Annotated in this window: 16 protein-coding genes and 1 pseudogene; 9 read left to right on the forward strand and 8 right to left on the reverse strand. The window is 68.2% G+C overall.

Going from position 1 to position 17,089, the window contains the following annotated elements; translation table 11 throughout:
• Nucleotides 1-247, reverse strand: a pseudogene (locus RIN18_RS04485) (dicarboxylate/amino acid:cation symporter); the annotation flags it as partial.
• Nucleotides 248-391: 144 nt separating this feature from the next.
• Nucleotides 392-745 carry a hypothetical protein gene (locus RIN18_RS04490; RefSeq protein ID WP_309102750.1) on the reverse strand — a complete coding sequence of 118 codons (354 nt, stop codon included), beginning with the start codon at nt 743-745 and terminating at the stop codon, nt 392-394.
• A 250-nt stretch (nt 746-995) separates the two neighbouring features.
• Here RIN18_RS04490 and RIN18_RS04495 point away from each other — a divergent pair, with 250 nt between their 5' ends.
• On the forward strand, nt 996-1,796 hold the full coding sequence (locus RIN18_RS04495; RefSeq protein ID WP_309102751.1) for a GNAT family N-acetyltransferase: 801 nt from the start codon (nt 996-998) through the stop codon (nt 1,794-1,796).
• Between the two features lie 55 nt (nt 1,797-1,851).
• On the opposite strand, the gene RIN18_RS04500 is transcribed toward RIN18_RS04495, so the two are convergent.
• The 4 genes from RIN18_RS04500 to RIN18_RS04515 form a co-directional block, all read right to left on the reverse strand.
• Nucleotides 1,852-2,508: an SRPBCC domain-containing protein gene (locus RIN18_RS04500; protein WP_309102752.1), complete on the reverse strand. Its 657-nt coding sequence runs from the start codon at nt 2,506-2,508 to the stop codon at nt 1,852-1,854.
• 2 nt (nt 2,509-2,510) lie between these two features.
• Nucleotides 2,511-2,891, reverse strand: coding sequence for a metalloregulator ArsR/SmtB family transcription factor (locus RIN18_RS04505; protein ID WP_309102753.1), 381 nt, complete (start codon nt 2,889-2,891; stop codon nt 2,511-2,513).
• A gap of 131 nt (nt 2,892-3,022) precedes the next feature.
• A complete protein-coding gene (locus tag RIN18_RS04510) occupies nt 3,023-3,262 on the reverse strand; it encodes a helix-turn-helix transcriptional regulator (protein WP_309102754.1) in 240 nt (79 codons plus the stop codon).
• Entirely contained in the window at nt 3,259-3,876 is a 618-nt protein-coding gene (locus RIN18_RS04515) for a hypothetical protein (RefSeq protein ID WP_309102755.1), read from the reverse strand. Before RIN18_RS04515 ends, RIN18_RS04510 begins: the two co-directional genes overlap by 4 nt.
• Before the next feature lie 255 nt (nt 3,877-4,131).
• Between RIN18_RS04515 and RIN18_RS04520 the strand changes: the two genes are divergently transcribed.
• From RIN18_RS04520 to RIN18_RS04535, 4 genes are all read left to right on the forward strand, one after another.
• A complete protein-coding gene (locus tag RIN18_RS04520; protein ID WP_309102756.1) occupies nt 4,132-6,660 on the forward strand; it encodes an ATP-dependent Clp protease ATP-binding subunit in 2,529 nt (842 codons plus the stop codon).
• Between the two features lie 86 nt (nt 6,661-6,746).
• The gene (locus tag RIN18_RS04525) at nt 6,747-7,250 is read left to right on the forward strand and encodes an amino-acid N-acetyltransferase (protein ID WP_309102757.1); all 504 of its coding nucleotides are present in this window, start codon (nt 6,747-6,749) and stop codon (nt 7,248-7,250) included.
• A 9-nt stretch (nt 7,251-7,259) separates the two neighbouring features.
• Nucleotides 7,260-7,907 carry a hypothetical protein gene (locus RIN18_RS04530; protein WP_309102758.1) on the forward strand — a complete coding sequence of 216 codons (648 nt, stop codon included), beginning with the start codon at nt 7,260-7,262 and terminating at the stop codon, nt 7,905-7,907.
• Between the two features lie 311 nt (nt 7,908-8,218).
• Nucleotides 8,219-8,623, forward strand: a complete 405-nt coding sequence (locus RIN18_RS04535; protein WP_309102759.1) for a dehydrogenase — start codon at nt 8,219-8,221, stop codon at nt 8,621-8,623.
• Nucleotides 8,624-8,670: 47 nt separating this feature from the next.
• Here RIN18_RS04535 and radA read toward each other — a convergent pair whose 3' ends face one another.
• Nucleotides 8,671-10,038 carry a DNA repair protein RadA gene (radA, locus tag RIN18_RS04540; RefSeq protein WP_309102760.1) on the reverse strand — a complete coding sequence of 456 codons (1,368 nt, stop codon included), beginning with the start codon at nt 10,036-10,038 and terminating at the stop codon, nt 8,671-8,673.
• Nucleotides 10,039-10,275: 237 nt separating this feature from the next.
• On the opposite strand from radA, the gene RIN18_RS04545 reads away from it, so the two are divergent.
• The 4 genes from RIN18_RS04545 to cydC are packed head-to-tail and all read left to right on the forward strand — an operon-like array spanning nt 10,276 to nt 16,123.
• Nucleotides 10,276-11,691, forward strand: a complete 1,416-nt coding sequence (locus RIN18_RS04545; RefSeq protein ID WP_309102761.1) for a cytochrome ubiquinol oxidase subunit I — start codon at nt 10,276-10,278, stop codon at nt 11,689-11,691.
• A 15-nt stretch (nt 11,692-11,706) separates the two neighbouring features.
• Nucleotides 11,707-12,735: a cytochrome d ubiquinol oxidase subunit II gene (cydB, locus tag RIN18_RS04550; protein ID WP_309102762.1), complete on the forward strand. Its 1,029-nt coding sequence runs from the start codon at nt 11,707-11,709 to the stop codon at nt 12,733-12,735.
• Nucleotides 12,732-14,399, forward strand: coding sequence for a thiol reductant ABC exporter subunit CydD (gene cydD, locus RIN18_RS04555; protein ID WP_309102763.1), 1,668 nt, complete (start codon nt 12,732-12,734; stop codon nt 14,397-14,399). The genes cydB and cydD overlap by 4 nt, the downstream gene beginning before the upstream one ends.
• Complete coding sequence (gene cydC / locus RIN18_RS04560) at nt 14,396-16,123, forward strand: thiol reductant ABC exporter subunit CydC (RefSeq protein ID WP_309102764.1); 1,728 nt, start codon at nt 14,396-14,398, stop codon at nt 16,121-16,123. Before cydD ends, cydC begins: the two co-directional genes overlap by 4 nt.
• On the opposite strand, the gene RIN18_RS04565 is transcribed toward cydC, so the two are convergent.
• Nucleotides 16,081-16,857, reverse strand: a complete 777-nt coding sequence (locus RIN18_RS04565) for a hypothetical protein (RefSeq protein ID WP_309102765.1) — start codon at nt 16,855-16,857, stop codon at nt 16,081-16,083. The genes cydC and RIN18_RS04565 overlap by 43 nt on opposite strands.
• Nucleotides 16,858-17,089: the final 232 nt, after the last annotated feature.

The following is a 17,089-nucleotide window of genomic DNA, read 5'->3' on the forward strand; positions in this document are numbered from 1 at the left end:
CGATCGCGGTGAAGATCAGAGGAACGACGGCGGCGCGGAGCAATGTCACATACGAGCTGCCGATCGTGTCGAGCGTGGCGGACAGGCCGTTCGGGTTCTCCGCCGTGGCGCCGAGCTGACGGCCGATGAGGCCGGCGGCGATGCCGAGGACGAGGGCTGCGAGGATCTGGAAGCCGAACGAGGTCAGCAGCTTCCGGACCGGCCCGCGGGTGTCTGGCGCCTTCTGGGCGCGTGCGGTGGTGCTCATGGGACTCCAAAGTCGATGCGCGCCGGGTGCGCGCCATGAGATCCAACGTTAGGAGTCCTCATTCATTCCGAGCGTGCATATGACAAAGGATGACGGATGCCGGCGGCATCCGTCATCCTTTCGGCGGCAGTCAGTGACCGGCGATCACTCGGTCACACAGGTCGTGACGGCCTCGCCGATCGTCTTGGAGACCAGGTCGCGGGCCTCGATGCTCGTCTGCTCGTCCTTGCCGTCCGCGAGGTTGGTCAGGTCCTGGTCGGAGACCTCGGAGTCGAGGAGGGCCTCGGCCATGCAGTCGTTCTGCTCGTCGGTGAAACGGTCTGCCGTCGACGGGTCCGACTGCCAGATCTTCGCCATGCCCTCGGCGAGTTCATCCTGGGTCGGTCGCTGCGGGCCGCCGATGCCGGCGCAGGCTGCAAGAGAGAAGGAGAGTGCGGCGACGGGCAGCGCCATGAGGAGGCGGGAGTACGGGCGCAGCTTCCGGTCGGTGTTGGTCATGTCTCAACGGTATCGGCACACAGCCCGTTCATAGGACAGAACGCATGGGCACGATTGCCCATATTCCCCGAGTGTTCATCACGCGGCATCCACCGTACAGAGAGCGCGAAGTGCTGGATATTCGCCAGGATGCAGCAGTTCGCACTCTCCGACGTCGATTCCGGCCGGCTCCCGCAGCAGCGTCGGCAGTCGGGGGAGCCGTCGCTTGTACGCTTGCGCACAATCGACGCGCATTCGTGAGGAGAACCAGATGAGCACACCGGCCGAGCTCGACGACCAGTCACTGGCGCGCGCGGTCGAGCAGAACGCGGCCGACCTGCTGCTGCGGATGGGAGCGGCCGGCGGCGGGCACGCGCGCGACGGCGACGTCGTCTGGAGCCTCGGCGGCTCTCCGGTGGATTATCACAACGCGGTCGTCGGAGCGGACCTCGAGGCGGATGCCGCCGATTCCGCTATCGCCGAGAGTCGGGAACTGCTCGCAAGAGCTGCGCTGCCCGGCACCTGGCACGTCGGGCCGTCCATGCGTCCGCTCGACCTGCCGGCGCGGCTCGAGGCGGCGGGCTTCGCCGCGGACGGTGACGAGCCAGGCATGGCCGCCTCACTTGATCGGATGGTCGAGCATCGCGTCCCCGGGATCGACATCGAGACCGTGAGTGACGCCCGCGCTCTCAGCGAGTGGGTGGAAGCGCTCGGCAGCGGTTTCGGCGAAGGGCCGCGCGAAGCGGAGTGGGTCGGCGAGGTCTTCGATCGCATGGGACTCGGCCACCCCGACCTCCGGCTTGTGCTCGCTCGTCGAAACGACCGCGTCGTCGGCACCGCCACGGTCTTCTTCTCGTCCGGAGTCGCCGGTCTCTACTTCGTATCGACCGTGCCCGAGGCGCGGCGGCAGGGCGTCGGTGCCTTCCTCACCCGGGGAGCGATGGCGGCCGCTCGCGATGCCGGCGCGCGACACGTCGTCCTCACTTCGGCGGCGGCGGGGCGACCCCTCTACGAATCACTCGGCTTCCGCCAGGTGTGCACCATCAGGCTGTACACCTGGCGGCCGAGTTGACCAGCGCGCGCGGCGGGGTGCCGGACGCGCCCCGGCGGCGTGAGATGTCGGGCATTCACTCCTGGCCCGTGTAGAACCGGAAGGTCGCGTCCGCAGCAGCAGCCGCCGCTTCCGGGTCCGCGCCTGCGGCGACATGGGCCTCAGCCCAGCCGTCCGCGGCGCCGCGGCTGAACGCCCGACCCTCCTCGGAAAGCTGCCACGCTTCGGCGTCCGCGCGCGAGATCGCGCCAGCGACCGCGCCGAGATGCAGAGCGAGCCCGAGCAGACCCTGGTCCCACCCGACGCCGGCCGCCCCCGGTCCGAAGGTCTCCCACATCCCGGGCGGCACATCGGCGGAGCGTGCGGTGTGCTCGAGCTCGAGGCGCGTGCGGGCCTCGCCCACGGCGGTCAACCGGACGGCGACCCAGCTGATGCCCCCGCCGTACTCCCACGTCACGCGGTAGGAGGCGCCATCTGCGGACGGCGGCGCGCAAGCCAGAATCTCGCCGCCGGCGTTGCCTTCGAGCTGGTACCGGCCGCCGAGCCGAAGGTCACCCGAAACGGGAAGGAACCACCGGGCGATCCGCTCGGGGGTGGTCACCGCCTGCCAGACATCGTCGATCGCCGAGGGGTACTCCTGCGCGACGGTCTGCATGTACGAGGGCTGTCCGTCGAGATCGGACTCTCGCAGCTCTCGAGAGACCGAGTCGAGCTGGGCCTGGATGTCGACCATGATCATTCCTTTCCGTGGGCAGGACTCTCCTGACCACCTACTACGGATCGCTCGGCTCGCCCACGGGCGCTGCGGCCGCGCGCGAGCTCGGTGTCGAGGGCGGCGAGGGGACCGCGCCAGAACCGCTCGAACGGCGTGAGCCAGGCGTCGGCCTCCCGTACGCCGCGCGGATCGACGGCATACAGTCGCCGAGCGCCGTCCGCGCGCACCGTCGCGAACGCCTGCTCTCGCAGGACGCGCAGGTGCTGCGAAACGGCCGGCTGGGTGATGCCGAACTCATCCTGGATGACCGCGCCGAGCTCGCCGGCGGAAGCCTCGCCGTCCGCGAGGACCTCGAGAATGCGCCGGCGTACCGGATCTCCGAGGACATCGAGCGCGTGCATGATCTCAGTATTCAGCCACGACTTATATAAGTCAAGACTTATCCACCAGTTCCAGTTTCGAAGTGCGCAAAGTGCTCGATATTCGCCAGGATGCAGCACTTTGCGCACTTCGAACGACGATCGGCCGCCACTCAGCGCTCGGCCAGGACCAGCAGCTCTCCGACCTCGCAGCCGAGTGCGTCGCAGATCGCCCGCAGCGTCGAGTATCGGATGGCACGGGCCCGGTCGTTCTTCAGCACCGACAGGTTGACGATACTGACCCCGACCCGTGCGCTGAGTTCGGTGAGCGTCATCCCGCGCTCGGCGAGCAGTTCGTCGAGCCGGCAGTGGATGCCTGTGGGCTCCCCGTCGTCGGGAGCGGCCGGGGTCACACCAGCCCCGCTGTCTCACGCTGCAGCCGGTCGCCCACCACGAAAGCGGTGCCGATGACCGACAGGATGAACGCGGCGAGGATGAATCCGAACGGCTCGATGCTGATGACCGCGGTCTCGAAGGCGTTGTCGGCGACGACCGACACGGTGGCGTTGGCGAGCATGTTCTCGAAGAACCGCGAGGCGGCCGCGCCGAGGAGCCCGGTGATGCCTGCGGTCATCACGAGCCGCGTGTTCCGGCGCGAGAACACTCGTCCGCGCAGCGTGCTCTGAGCCAGCAGGATCAGACACGCGATCACCGTCAGGATCGTGAGGATCTGGACCACCTGACCGATGATCCCCGGCACCGTCGCGATCGGGGGCAGTTGGGCCGCTGTGAGCGTCGCGCGGTCGAGTCCGATCGACAGCGCCGAACCGTCAGGGCCGAGCGGTGCATCCACCGTGTCGCCGATGAACTCCACCATCACCGGTACGTCGGTGCCGCGGGCGAGTTCGATGATGCGCATCACCGAGAAGACGGTGATCCACGCGGCGATGGCGATGCCGGCGACGCAGAAGGCGATGAGTGCGGCGGCGTCCGCTCGTGACAGCGTGCTCTGTCTGGTGGTGTCCATGAGCGCTCCTTATCGATAGTCGTTATTAGCGATGATCGATAAGTTATCGACATTCGTTACGCTCGTCAACTCCAGGTGTGATGGCGGCGTGCCACGGCCGGCCGAAAGGGCGTCGGCGACGCCCCCGCTCAGCCGCGCTATGCCCAGGGCGAACACGGGCATACGTGCAGTTCCCGGTGGTTACTCTCGATGTACAAGGCGCACGGCCGGACCCCGGTGTCGGCGCATTCGCCCCGTGCGAACCAAGGAGTCACAATGTTCGAGAGATTCACGGACCGAGCCCGTCGAGTGGTCGTCCTCGCCCAAGAAGAGGCGAAGATGCTCAACCACAACTACATCGGCACCGAGCACATCCTGCTCGGCCTCATCCACGAGGGCGAGGGTGTCGCAGCCAAGGCGCTGGAGTCACTCGGCATCTCCCTCGACGCCGTGCGCGAGCAGGTGCAGGACATCATCGGTCAGGGCCAGCAGCAGCCGACCGGTCACATCCCCTTCACCCCGCGTGCGAAGAAGGTGCTCGAGCTGAGCCTCCGCGAGGCCCTGCAGCTCGGCCACAACTACATCGGCACCGAGCACATCCTGCTCGGCCTCATCCGCGAGGGTGAGGGCGTCGCCGCACAGGTGCTCGTCAAGCTCGGCGCCGACCTGAACAAGGTGCGCCAGCAGGTCATCCAGCTGCTCTCCGGCGCCCCGGGCCGCGAGACCGCCTCCGTCGGCGCGCAGACCAACGACTCGCCCAGCGGAGCGCAGGGCGGATCCCAGGTGCTCGACCAGTTCGGACGCAACCTGACGCAGGCCGCGCGCGACAACAAGCTCGACCCGGTGATCGGGCGCGAGAAGGAGATCGAGCGGGTCATGCAGATCCTGTCTCGCCGCTCCAAGAACAACCCCGTCCTCATCGGCGAGCCCGGCGTCGGCAAGACCGCCGTCGTCGAGGGCCTCGCACAGGCGATCGTCAAGGGCGATGTGCCCGAGACGCTCAAGGACAAGCAGCTGTACTCGCTCGACCTCGGCTCGCTCATCGCGGGTTCTCGCTACCGCGGCGACTTCGAGGAGCGCCTGAAGAAGGTCACCAAGGAGATCCGCACCCGCGGCGACATCATCGTCTTCATCGACGAGATCCACACTCTGGTCGGCGCCGGCGCAGCCGAAGGCGCGATCGACGCGGCCAGCATCCTCAAGCCGCTGCTCGCCCGGGGTGAGCTGCAGACGATCGGTGCGACCACGCTCGACGAGTACCGCAAGCACTTCGAGAAGGATGCAGCCCTCGAGCGCCGCTTCCAGTCGATCCAGGTGGCGGAGCCGAGCCTTCCCCACACGATCAACATCCTGAAGGGCCTGCGCGACCGCTACGAGGCGCACCACAAGGTGCAGATCACCGACGGCGCCATCGTCGCGGCCTCCAACCTCGCCGACCGGTACGTCAGCGACCGCTTCCTGCCCGACAAGGCCATCGACCTGATCGACGAGGCCGGCGCCCGCCTGCGTCTGTCGATCCTGTCCAGCCCGCCGGAGCTGCGCGAGTTCGACGAGAAGATCGCCGCGGTGCGCGAGCAGAAGGAGCTGGCATCCGAGGACCAGGACTTCGAGAAGGCGGCATCGCTGCGCGACGAGGAGAAGAGCCTCCTCGCCGAGCGCCTGCGCCTCGAGAAGCAGTGGCGCTCGGGTGACGTCGCGACCGCCGCGGTCGTCGATGAGGGCCTGATCGCCGAGGTGCTCGCACAGGCCACCGGCATCCCGGTGTTCAAGCTCACCGAAGAGGAGTCGAGCCGTCTCGTCTTCATGGAGAAGGCGCTGCACCAGCGCGTCATCGGCCAGGAAGAGGCGATCGCCGCGCTTTCGAAGACGATCCGTCGTCAGCGTGCGGGCCTCAAGGACCCGAAGCGCCCCTCGGGCTCCTTCATCTTCGCCGGCCCCACAGGTGTCGGAAAGACCGAGCTCGCCAAGGCGCTGGCGGAATTCCTGTTCGACGACGAGGCAGCTCTCATCGCGCTCGACATGAGCGAGTTCGGTGAGAAGCACACGGTCTCGCGTCTGTTCGGTGCCCCTCCCGGGTTCGTCGGATTCGAAGAGGGCGGTCAGCTCACCGAGAAGGTGCGCCGCAAGCCGTTCAGCGTCGTTCTCTTCGATGAGATCGAGAAGGCTCACCCCGACATCTTCAACTCGCTCTTGCAGATCCTCGAAGAGGGTCGCCTGACCGACGGTCAGGGTCGCATGATCGACTTCAAGAACACCGTGATCATCATGACCACCAACCTCGGTGCGCGTGACATCGCCGGTGGCCCGGTCGGCTTCCAGATCGAGGGCAGCAACGCGACCACCTACGACCGGATGAAGGGCAAGGTGAACGAGGAGCTCAAGCGCAACTTCAAGCCCGAGTTCCTGAACCGTGTCGACGACATCATCGTGTTCCCGCAGCTGTCGAAGGAGGAGCTGGTGCAGATCGTCGATCTGTTCACCAAGCGCCTCGGCGAGCGGCTGCTCGACCGCGACATGACGATCGAGCTGTCGCAGGCCGCCAAGGAGCGCCTCATCGAGATCGGGTTCGACCCGGCCCTCGGCGCCCGCCCCCTGCGTCGCGCGATGCAGCACGAGATCGAGGATCGTCTGTCGGAGAAGATCCTGCACGGCGAGCTCAACGCCGGCGACCACGTCAAGGTGGATGCCGAGAACGGCGAGTTCCTGTTCGTGCACGGCCCGCGCGGCGAGCGGGTGGCCGTCGGAGTGAACACCGGCGGTGCGATCAGCGGCACCCCCGACCTGGCGGTCGCCAGCGGGGAGTGAGGCACTGAGGCCCCGAGGGGGCGCAGGAACGAAGGGGCGGATGCTGCGGCATCCGCCCCTTCGTCGTTCGTGCCTAGACTTGTGCCGTGAGCGAGATCATCGTACGGCCGGCGCGAAGCGCAGACATCGTCGAGATCCGAAACCTCCTCCAGCCGCTCGTCGAGCGGCGCATCCTGCTGGGCAAAGATCTCGCGGTGCTCTACGGCTCGGTGCAGGAGTTCGTCGTCGCCGAGGCCGACGGGACGTTGATCGGATGCGGTGCGCTGCACGTGATCTGGGAGGATCTGGGCGAAGTGCGCTCCCTGCTGGTCCGCGATGACTGGCTCCGTCACGGGGTGGGGCGAAGGATCGTCGACCGACTCGAGGAGAACGCCCGGACGCTCGGACTCACGCGGCTGTTCTGTCTCACCTTCGAGGTCGACTTCTTCAGCAGGCGAGGGTACGCGCCCATCGGCGAGCAGGTCGTGGACCCGGATGTGTACTCGCAACTGCTGCGAAGCGGCGACGCCGGTGTCGAGGAGTTCCTCGACCTCGCGCATGTGAAGCCGAACACGCTCGGCAACACGCGGATGCTCAAGGTGCTGAACTAGCCTGGAATCATGCCCCGTACGTCTGCCGCCGTCTATCGACGACGTCGCCTGGTGGTGCTGGGCGCCCTGATCCTGTTCGTCGCAGCGGTCGGCATCGGCATCTGGCTTCTCGTGGCACAGCCGTGGGTGACCGGGGCGGCCGAGGTGACGCCGCGGCCTACTCCGTCATCGTCGGCCTCCGCGGCGCCGACGACACAGTCTTCGGAGCAGGCGTCGCCCGAGTCGACACCGGAGGAGACCCCCGGGATCGTCGCCTGCGAGGCGAAGGACGTCGTCGTCACGGCCGTCACCGACGCTGATCGGTACCCGGAGGGCGTGCTTCCGAAGCTGTCGATATCGCTCACGAACACGGGCGCGACCGATTGCACGCTCGACGTCGGATCGACCCTGCAGGTGTTCACCGTGTCGAGCGGCAATGACATCTGGTGGCGCTCGACGGACTGCCAGGAGAACCCGAGCAGCATGATCGCGACGCTCGCCGCCGGCGTGACGGTGACGAGCAAAGAGCCCGTCGTCTGGGATCGCACCCGCTCGAGCGTCGAGACATGCGCCGAGGAGAATCGCCCCCGGGCACCCGCGGGCGGATCCTCGTACCACGTGGCCGTGTCCATCGGCGGCTTCGCGAGCGAGACGACGAAGCAGATCCTGCTGGATTGATCGCGGGCCCCGCGAACACAGGACATCTCGGCCGTGAAAGATCTGCGAGTAGAGGATTTTCCCCTCATGAGGCTGACAGCGGCCGTTCTTTGGGATACCATTGAATGACTCTCGGGAACACGCGGCACCATGCCATCCCCAGTGGCGTCGAGTTACAGCGTCCCCAGCGCTTCGACATCGCCGTACGAGAGTCTGAGGGCCCTCTCGAGTACCCCAGTCCCCAATGGAGGACTCGAGAGGGCCCCAATCATTTCCGCGAGCGGCGAAATATGCGTTGCACCGGACGGTTCCGGCATCCGTAGGCTGGAAGCATGGCAGTGAAGAAGTCGGCGAAGAACAAGCCCGCCCCTGAGGAGTTCCGCTCCGAGGCGCTCGCGCGGGCCTTGGAGAAGCAGGACATCGCCGCCGTCGCGCTGGCCCTTCGTCATGGCACGACGGTCGTCCCGCTGATCAAGCCCGGTGCCCGCGACAATCCGCTGGACTCGGGCGAGGTGTGGACTTACCGCAACCCGGACAGCGGCGATCTGGCACTCCTGCTGTTCAGCGATGCGAAGAACAAGCCGGCGAACCTGCCTCCCGGTGTCGGCATCTACGACGCCGACTGGCTGCGCCGGTTCCTCGCAGCCCACCCGATCACGACTGTGTTCCTCGACATCGCGGGACCTCACCCGATGCAGGCCGCGCCCGAGGAGCTTCTGAAGGCACTCGACGCCTGAGCCATTCTTTCGAGCGCGGCCCGAGCCGCGCGAACGGCCGCAAGATGTCAGAACGGCGGGATGTCTTCTTCGTTGCGCCGCGACGTGCCGCGAGCCCGCACATCGCCGAGGGCTGCCCTGAGCGTCTTCGAGCGATCGTCCACCACCTGCTCGTAGCCGAGGCGCGCGGCTTCGGACCGCCGCTGCGCAGCCTGCGTCACCGGCCGGATCTCGCCGGCGAGACTCAGCTCTCCGACCGCCGCGATCGTGCGCGGCACCGAGTTCAGCTGCACGGAGCCGGCCACCGCGATCGCGATGGCGAGGTCGGCGGCAGGTTCGGTGAAGCGCACACCACCCACCGTCGAGACGTAGACATCGAGCATGCTGGTCTTGATGTTGGCCCGCTTCTCGAGGATCGCCAGCACCATCGCGACGCGTGATGCATCGAGCCCGTGCACCACGCGGCGGGGGTTCGGAGCATTGCTCGGGATGGTCAGGGCCTGCACCTCGACGGGAAGCGCGCGCTTTCCTTCGAGCGCGATCGCCACGCAGGTTCCCGGCTCGGCCGCGCCCTGCGAGAGGAACAACCCCGACGGGTCGGGAACCTCGGCGATGCCGCCGCCGGTCATCTCGAAGCAGCCCACCTCGTCGGTCGGGCCGAAGCGATTCTTCAGCGCGCGGATGAACCGCAGCGATGTCTGTCGATCGCCCTCGAAATGACAGACGACGTCGACGAGGTGCTCGAGCACCCGCGGGCCGGCGACCTGCCCGTCTTTGGTGACATGGCCGACGATGATGATGGGAAGGCTCCGCTCCTTCGCCACACGGATGAGCGTGGCGGCCACCTCGCGGACCTGGCTCGGCTGTCCCGCCGCGCCCTCCGACAGGGAGGACGACACCGTCTGCACGGAGTCGACGATCACGAGCTGCGGCTTCACCTCGTCGATGTGACCCAGGATCGTGGCGAGGTCGGTCTCGCTCGCGAGATACAGCTCGTCGTGCAGCGCCCCCGTCCGCTCGGCGCGCAGCCGCACCTGGGCCGGAGACTCCTCGGCGCTCGCGTACAGCACGCGGCGCCCGGAGCGGGCGGCTTGAGCTGCCACCTCGAGCAGCAGCGTCGATTTGCCGACGCCGGGCTCGCCGCTGAGCAGGATCGCAGCTCCCGGCACGATGCCCCCGCCGAGCACCCGGTCGAACTCGCCGACGCCGCTGGTGCGGCGAGGCGCATCCTCCGTGGTGATCTGCGTGATGGGTCGGGCGGCGCGATCGGCGTGCGGGGCGAGCGGCGTCATCTGACGCAGGATGCCGGTCGGCGCCGACTGCTCGGCGACGGTGCCCCACTGCTGGCACTCGGCGCAGCGGCCGACCCACTTCGCGGTCGTCCACCCGCATTCGGTGCAGACATACGCGGGGGGAGCGGGTTTGCGGGCGGCCATACCCTCAGGCTATCGGCGGCATCCGACATCGCCCATGCGCGCAGGCTATCGGCGGCATCCGACATCGCCCATGCGCGCAGGCTATCGGCGGCATCCGACATCCCTATCGCCCAGGGCTGGGTTCGCGGACGACCGCACGGGACAATTGAGGCATGGCCAACGGCGGACTCATCCGCAGGCCGGCTCCGCCCCTCTTCCGGATGCAGATCCCGCTGCACCAGTGAACAGGAGTCGCGCATGGAATGGCTTGATCCGCTGGCCCTCTCCCGATGGCAGTTCGGGCTGACCACCGTCTACCACTACCTGTTCGTGCCGCTGACGATCGGCATGGTCACGGTCGCCGCGATCTTCCAGACTCTGTGGGTGCGAACCGGCAGGGTCGAGTACCTGCACCTGACCCGGTTCTTCGGGAAGATCTTCCTCATCAACTTCGCGATGGGCGTCGTGACCGGCATCGTGCAGGAGTTCCAGTTCGGCATGAACTGGTCTGACTACTCGCGCTTCGTCGGCGACGTGTTCGGCGCGCCGCTCGCATTCGAGGGACTGCTGGCGTTCTTCTTCGAGGCGACCTTCATCGGTCTGTGGATCTTCGGGTGGGACAAGCTGCCGCAGAAGCTGCACCTGGCGACGATCTGGTGCGTCTCGGTGGGCAGCATCCTCTCGGCCTACTTCATCATCGCGGCCAACTCGTTCATGCAGAATCCCGTCGGGTACGAGTACAACCCGACGACCAACCGCGCCGAGCTCGTGGACATCTGGGCGCTGCTGACCAACCCCGTAGCCCTCGCCGCGTTCCCCCACACGATCTTCGGCGCGTTCATGTTCGCAGCCGGCGTGGTGATCTCGGTCTCGGCCTGGCACCTGTCACGAGGACAGCATCTCGACACGATGCGGATCTCGCTCAGATTCGGGCTGTGGGCGATGATCGTCTCGACCGCCGGCGTCGTGCTCACCGGCGACCAGCTGGGACTTGTGATGTACGACGCGCAGCCGATGAAGATGGCGGCCGCCGAGGCGACGTTCAACACCGTCTGCGGGTACGACGCCTCCTTCAGCCTGTTCACGCTGGGAACGCCGGACGGCAGTTCTGAGCTGTTCTCGATCCGCGTGCCGTACCTGCTCTCCCTGCTGTCGACCCACTCGTTCGACGCATGCGTGCACGGGATCAACGATCTCAACGCCGAGTACGCCGAGACCTTCGCCGGCACCGGGCTCACCGAATTCGCACCGATCCTGTGGATCACGTACTGGGCCTTCCGCTGGATGATCGGCCTCGGCATCGCCGCAGCAGTGGTCGCCCTCGCCGGTCTCTGGCTCACCCGCAAAAACGCGAGGAGCCAACCCGCCCCCTGGATGTGGAAGCTCGCGATCTGGTCGTTCCCGCTCGCGCTCGCCGCCAACGTCATGGGGTGGGTGTTCACCGAGATGGGCAGGCAGCCCTGGATCGTGTTCGGCCTCATGACGACGCAGGACGGCGTCTCCCCGGGGGTGAGCGGCCTCGAGGTGCTCATCTCGCTCATCGCCTTCACCGCGATCTACGCAGCGCTCGCGGTGGTCGAGATCCGGCTCATCATCCGTGCGGCTCAGAAGGGTCCCGACACCGACGAGCAACCCCACGAAGAGACGGCACAGCTGTCGTCGGTCGTGTACTGACCGGAAGGAATGAAAATGGACCTCGCAACCCTCTGGTTCTGGATCGTCGCGTTCCTCTTCGTCGGCTACTTCGTGCTCGACGGGTTCGACTTCGGCGTCGGCATGTCGCTGCCGTTCCTCGGCAAGGACGACGTCTCGCGTCGGCAGATCATCAACACCATCGGCCCGATCTGGGATCTCAACGAGACCTGGGTCATCGTCGCGGGCGCCGTGCTGTTCGCCTCATTCCCGGAGTGGTACGCCTCGCTGTTCAGCGGGTTCTACCTGCCGCTGCTGGTCATCCTGCTCGCCCTCATCCTGCGCGGCGTCTCGTTCGAGTATCGGCATCAGCGCGAGGACGCGGCGTGGAAGGCCCGCTTCGACCGGATGATCGTCATCGGATCGGCCGTCCCCGCCTTCCTCTGGGGCGTCGCTTTCGGCAACATCGTGCAGGGAGTCGCGCTGGACGCCGACCACATCCACATCGGCGGAGTGTTCGCGCTGCTGAACCCCTACGCGCTGGTGGTGGGGTTCACCACGCTCTCGGTGTTCTTCCTGCACGGGGTGCTGTTCCTCGCACTCAAGACCGATGGCCAGGTTCACGAAGATGCGCGGCGCCTCGCGCGGATCGCGGCCGCGCCGACCATCCTCGTGGCAGCTGGAACGGTCGTCTGGACCGTCGGGCTGGCCGCCGGTCGCGAGGCGCCGCTGCTGTGGCTCGTCGCCAGCGCGGGTGCACTCGCCGCCGTGAGCCTGATCAGCGCCGTGCTCTTCTCGCTGCGCGGCCGCGACGGCCGGGCCTTCGCGGCCGGAGCGACGACCGTCCTGTTCGCGGTCGCCATGCTGTTCGCCGCACTGTTCCCGCTGGTGCTGCCGTCGACGATCGACCCGGCGAACAGCCTCACCATCGCGAACGCGTCGAGTACGCCCTACACGCTGCAGATCATGAGCTGGACCGCTCTGGTGGCACTGCCGCTCGTCCTGGCCTACCAGTCATGGACGTACTGGATCTTCCGTAAGCGCGTCACACGGACGTCCATCGAGGCAGCACCGGCGCACGCGTGAAACCCATCGACCCCAGACTCCTGCGGTATGCCGCCGCCGCGCGCTGGTTCCTCGCGGCGTCCGCTCTGATCGGCGTCGTGCAGACGGCGGTCACGATCGCGTTCACGTGGCTGCTGACGGACGCCATCACCGGCGCCATAGCCGGACGGGATGTCAACGGGTCTCTCGTCTGGCTGCTCGTCGCGGCGGGGCTGCGCGGCATCCTGATCGCCCTGTCGGATGCGGCGGGCACCCGGGCCGCCGCGCGGACCGGCATGCAGCTGCGCGACGCACTCGTGGCGGCGGTCGGCCGTCTCGGTCCAGGGTGGCTCGCGCAGCGCAATGCCACCGGCCTCGCCGTCACGGCAGGTCATGGTCTCGAGGCGCTCGACGCCTATTTCGCGCGCTACATCCCGCAGCTCGTGCTGACCGTGATCGCGACACCGGTGCTGCTGGCGGTGATGTGGTGGCAGGACTGGCCGAGCGGGCTGACCGCGGTGATCACCCTGCCGCTGATCCCGCTGTTCCTGATCCTCATCGGCATGGCGACACGAGTGGTGCAGCGCCGGCAGTGGCAGACCCTGCAGCGACTGGCGGTGCGATTCGCCGACACGGTGCAGGGCCTTTCGACGCTGCGGCTCTTCGGGCGTGAGCAGCGTGCCGCCGCACGGATGCAGGCGACGGCCGAGCAGTATCGCCGCGAGACGATGACCGTGCTGCGGTTCTCGTTCCTGTCGGGATTCGCGATGGAGCTGCTCGCCTCGCTCGCGGTGGCGCTGATCGCGGTGTCCGTGGGGTTTCGGCTGCTCTCGGGGGATCTCACGCTCGAGGTCGGGCTGTTCGTGCTGCTGCTCGCGCCGGAGGCGTTCCTGCCGATCCGGCAGGTCGGCGTGCAGTTCCACGCTGCCGCCGAGGGGGTGGCCGCCACCGAAGACGTGTTCGAGGTGCTGGACGCGGCGGCTGCGGGCGTCGCACGTGTTCACAACTCCTCAGAAATCGCTCGGACTCAGCCCGAACCCTCTCTGCCGGGCCAGAACCGCGATGATTTTGAGGAGTTGTGCACACCGTCGAGCGGAGACCTCGTCGTCACCAAGCTGCGGGGCCGCGACCTGCCGCCGGTGTCATTCACGGCGGTGCCTGGCACCATCACCCTGATCGAGGGGCCGAGTGGTTCCGGCAAATCGAGCCTCCTCGCCGCTCTCCGCGGGGCAGCTGCGTTCGAGGGCGAGGCCCAGCTCGCCGGCCGCGACGTGCGCACCCTCGCGCCCGCGGAGTGGGTGGCGTGGGCGGGGCAGTCGCCGCAGCTCTCCCGCGGCACGATCGCTTCCAACGTCGCTCTCGGAGATCCGGTGCCTGATGCCGCCGGCATCCGCGATGCCCTCGACGATGCGTGCGCTCACGCCCTCGATCCAGGTGCCGAGCTCGGCGTGCAGGGCACCGGGCTTTCGGGCGGGCAGGCGCAGCGTGTCGCGGTCGCGCGTGCCCTCTACTGCCATGCCGCCGACCCCGCGCGCGTGCTCATGCTCGACGAGCCGTCCAGCGCGCTCGACGGCGAGACCGAGGCGCAGCTGTGGGCCTCGCTGCGTGCCCGAGCGGATGCCGGCGCGACGATCCTGCTCGTGTCGCACCGCCGGTCGGCACGAGACATCGCCGATCAGGTCATCGCGCTGGGGGTGACGGTATGACGCCGGCAGCCGTGACGAGCGAACGGACATCCCGGGTGCGGGCTGTGCTGCGCCTCGCGCAGCCCTCGGCAGGGCGCTTCCTTCCCGGGCTGCTCTGGGGCGTGCTCTCGGCGGGAGCCGCCGTGAGCCTGCTGGCGGTGAGCGGCTGGCTGATCGTGAGCGCGTCGATCGTCGACTCGCTCGTGCCGCTGTCGATCGCCGTCGTCGGGGTGCGATTCTTCGCAGTGTCTCGGGCGGTGACGCGCTACCTCGAACGGCTGAGCGGCCATGACGCGGCGCTGCGGCAACTGTCGGTCACCCGCGCCGACATGGTGCGCCGGCTCATCCCGCTCTCGCCCGCGGGACTGGGCGGCACCGACCGCGGGCGAGTGTTGTCGGCGCTCGTCGACGACGTCGAGAACCTGCAGAACCTTCCGCTGCGGGTGGTGCAGCCGCTCGCCATCGGCGCCGTCGTCGCCGTCGGCGCCGTGGTGTTCGTCGCCGTCGTGTCGCCTCCGGCGGCGTTCGCGCTCGCCGCATGCATCCTCATCGCCGGCGCCGCCGCGGTCGGCCTGGGATGGGTGTTCGGATCGCGGGCCGAGGCCGAGGTGTCGGCGCGGCGCGCGGAGCTGTCGGCGTCGCTCGTGGACTACTTCGCAACGCTCGACGTGCTCCTCGCCTTCGGAGCGGAGGAGCAGGCCCGGGCGCGCGTGCGGGCGGCGGATGCGGCCGTTCGGCGGTCCATCACGCGGGCGGCGTTCTCCCAGTCGATCACCGTCGGGATCGTCTCGGTGATGGCGGGGGTCGCCTCGGTGTGGGCGCTCGCCGCATCCGCCCCCGATCACGCGCGCGGGGCCATCGACGGGCCATGGCTCGCCGTCGTGGTGCTGGTTCCGATGATCGTGTTCGAGGTCTTCGGTGCGGTGCCGGTGGCGGCGTCGTCATGGCGGAGCGTCCGGGCCAGCGCACAACGGGTGGCCGGAGTGGTTCCCGATCGGATGCCGGAAGAACTGCGCGCCGACGACGGCATCGAGGTTCGCGACGTCAGCACGCCGGGGATACGTCTTCGCGGGGTGCGCGCGGCGTGGCCAGGGGGAGTGAAGGCGCTGCGCGGCGTCGATCTGGATCTTCGGCCGGGGGAGCGCCTGCTCGTGACCGGGGCGAGCGGGGCGGGCAAGAGCACTCTCGCCGCCGTGCTGGTCGGCTTTCTCCGCGCGGCGGGCGAGTACTCGCTCGGCGGCAGGGACGCGTCTGCGCTGTCGGGACCGGCGCTGCGCCGGATCGTCGGGCTGTGCGAGCAGAGCCCTCAGCTGTTCGATGAGGACATCCGCCAGAACCTGCTCTTCGCCAAGGACGACGCCTCCGACGAGGAGCTGCTGGCGGTGCTGGCGCGCGTCGGGCTCGACGCCTGGGTACGCGAGCGCGGGGGACTGGATGCACGCGTCGGTGATCGCGGTGTTCTCGTCTCAGGCGGGCAGGCGCAACGCATCGCGCTGGCGAGGGCTCTGCTTCGCGGCTTCCCGGTGCTGGTGCTGGACGAACCGACCGCCGGCGTCGACGCCGAGGCGTCCGAGGTGCTGCTGCGTGACCTGCTCGAGGCGGCGGGCGAACAGTCGGTGCTGCTCATCTCGCACGTCGCGCCGCCCGACGGGACGGTCGATCGCGTCGTCCGTCTGGAGGACGGGCGGGTCCGGCAGGGGGCTCAGCCGTACAGCGAGACGGGCGGGTCCATCACGATGCCCTGAGCCTCGAACGAGCGGCGGCGCTCCTCGATGCGGCGGTGCAGTTCGACCTGAGCATCCTCGATCAGCTGCTGATCGATGTCGACGGTCGCGGGGTGGGCGTCGCCGTTGTTCACGGCGATGTACGCGTCGAGTTCGGGGCCAGAGGTCCACGAGGTGATGAGCGCGTAGCGCGGATCCTTGCCGCGGTGCCAGACGGCATGCCAGAAGCGCTGGGTGTCGACGATGATCCGCGATCCTGCGGGAAGCGCCAGTCGTACCTCGGATGCGGGGTCGAAGCGATCTTCGCGCAGGATGAGCATCGAGTCGGGGTCATCGGAGAGGTTGAAGAATCCGCGGACCACCCAGCCGGTGCCCTCGGGGTTGAGGCGGTTGTTGTCGTCCTGGTGCAGGTTGTAGACGGCATCCGCATACTCGTTCGGCTGCAACTCGATCACCCGGCAGCGGCCGATGTCGGCGCCGGGCTCCTTCGCGCGACGCACCAGCACGGGGGCTTTCCTGACCTGCTCGGGGATCCACACCCCGGCCTTGTCGGTGCGCGGAGGAGTGTGGTTCCAGAAGCCGTTGCACTCGATCTCGCCGGCGTAGCTCGCGAGCGGCGCGAACCGGGTGATTCCGGACGAGCGCCATCCGATGTACTCCAGACCGAGCCATTCGGCGGGGTCCGCGGCCTGATCATGGTCGTCGAGCACGACATAGCCGGTCTCGGCCAGAGCGGCGGAGGTGATGAAGCCCATCGTGCGCATCCTTCCATCGGGTGCTCAGGACATGCTAACCCGGTCGGTCCGCGGGGCGCCCGGCTCGGTCCGCGCGGCGCCGGGCACAGTTGATGGAAGAAGGCGGATGCCGGTTCTGAGGCGCGGCTCCTCGACGTCTGTCTTCTTTCCCGCTCGGTCGAGCGCCTCGCGCCGGCGGCGGCCTCTGACGAGGTCCGGATTCGCGCCCCGGCACGGTCTCGCGTAAGCTGTT

The organism is Microbacterium sp. (assembly GCF_031179285.1).
Lineage (GTDB): Bacteria > Actinomycetota > Actinomycetes > Actinomycetales > Microbacteriaceae > Microbacterium.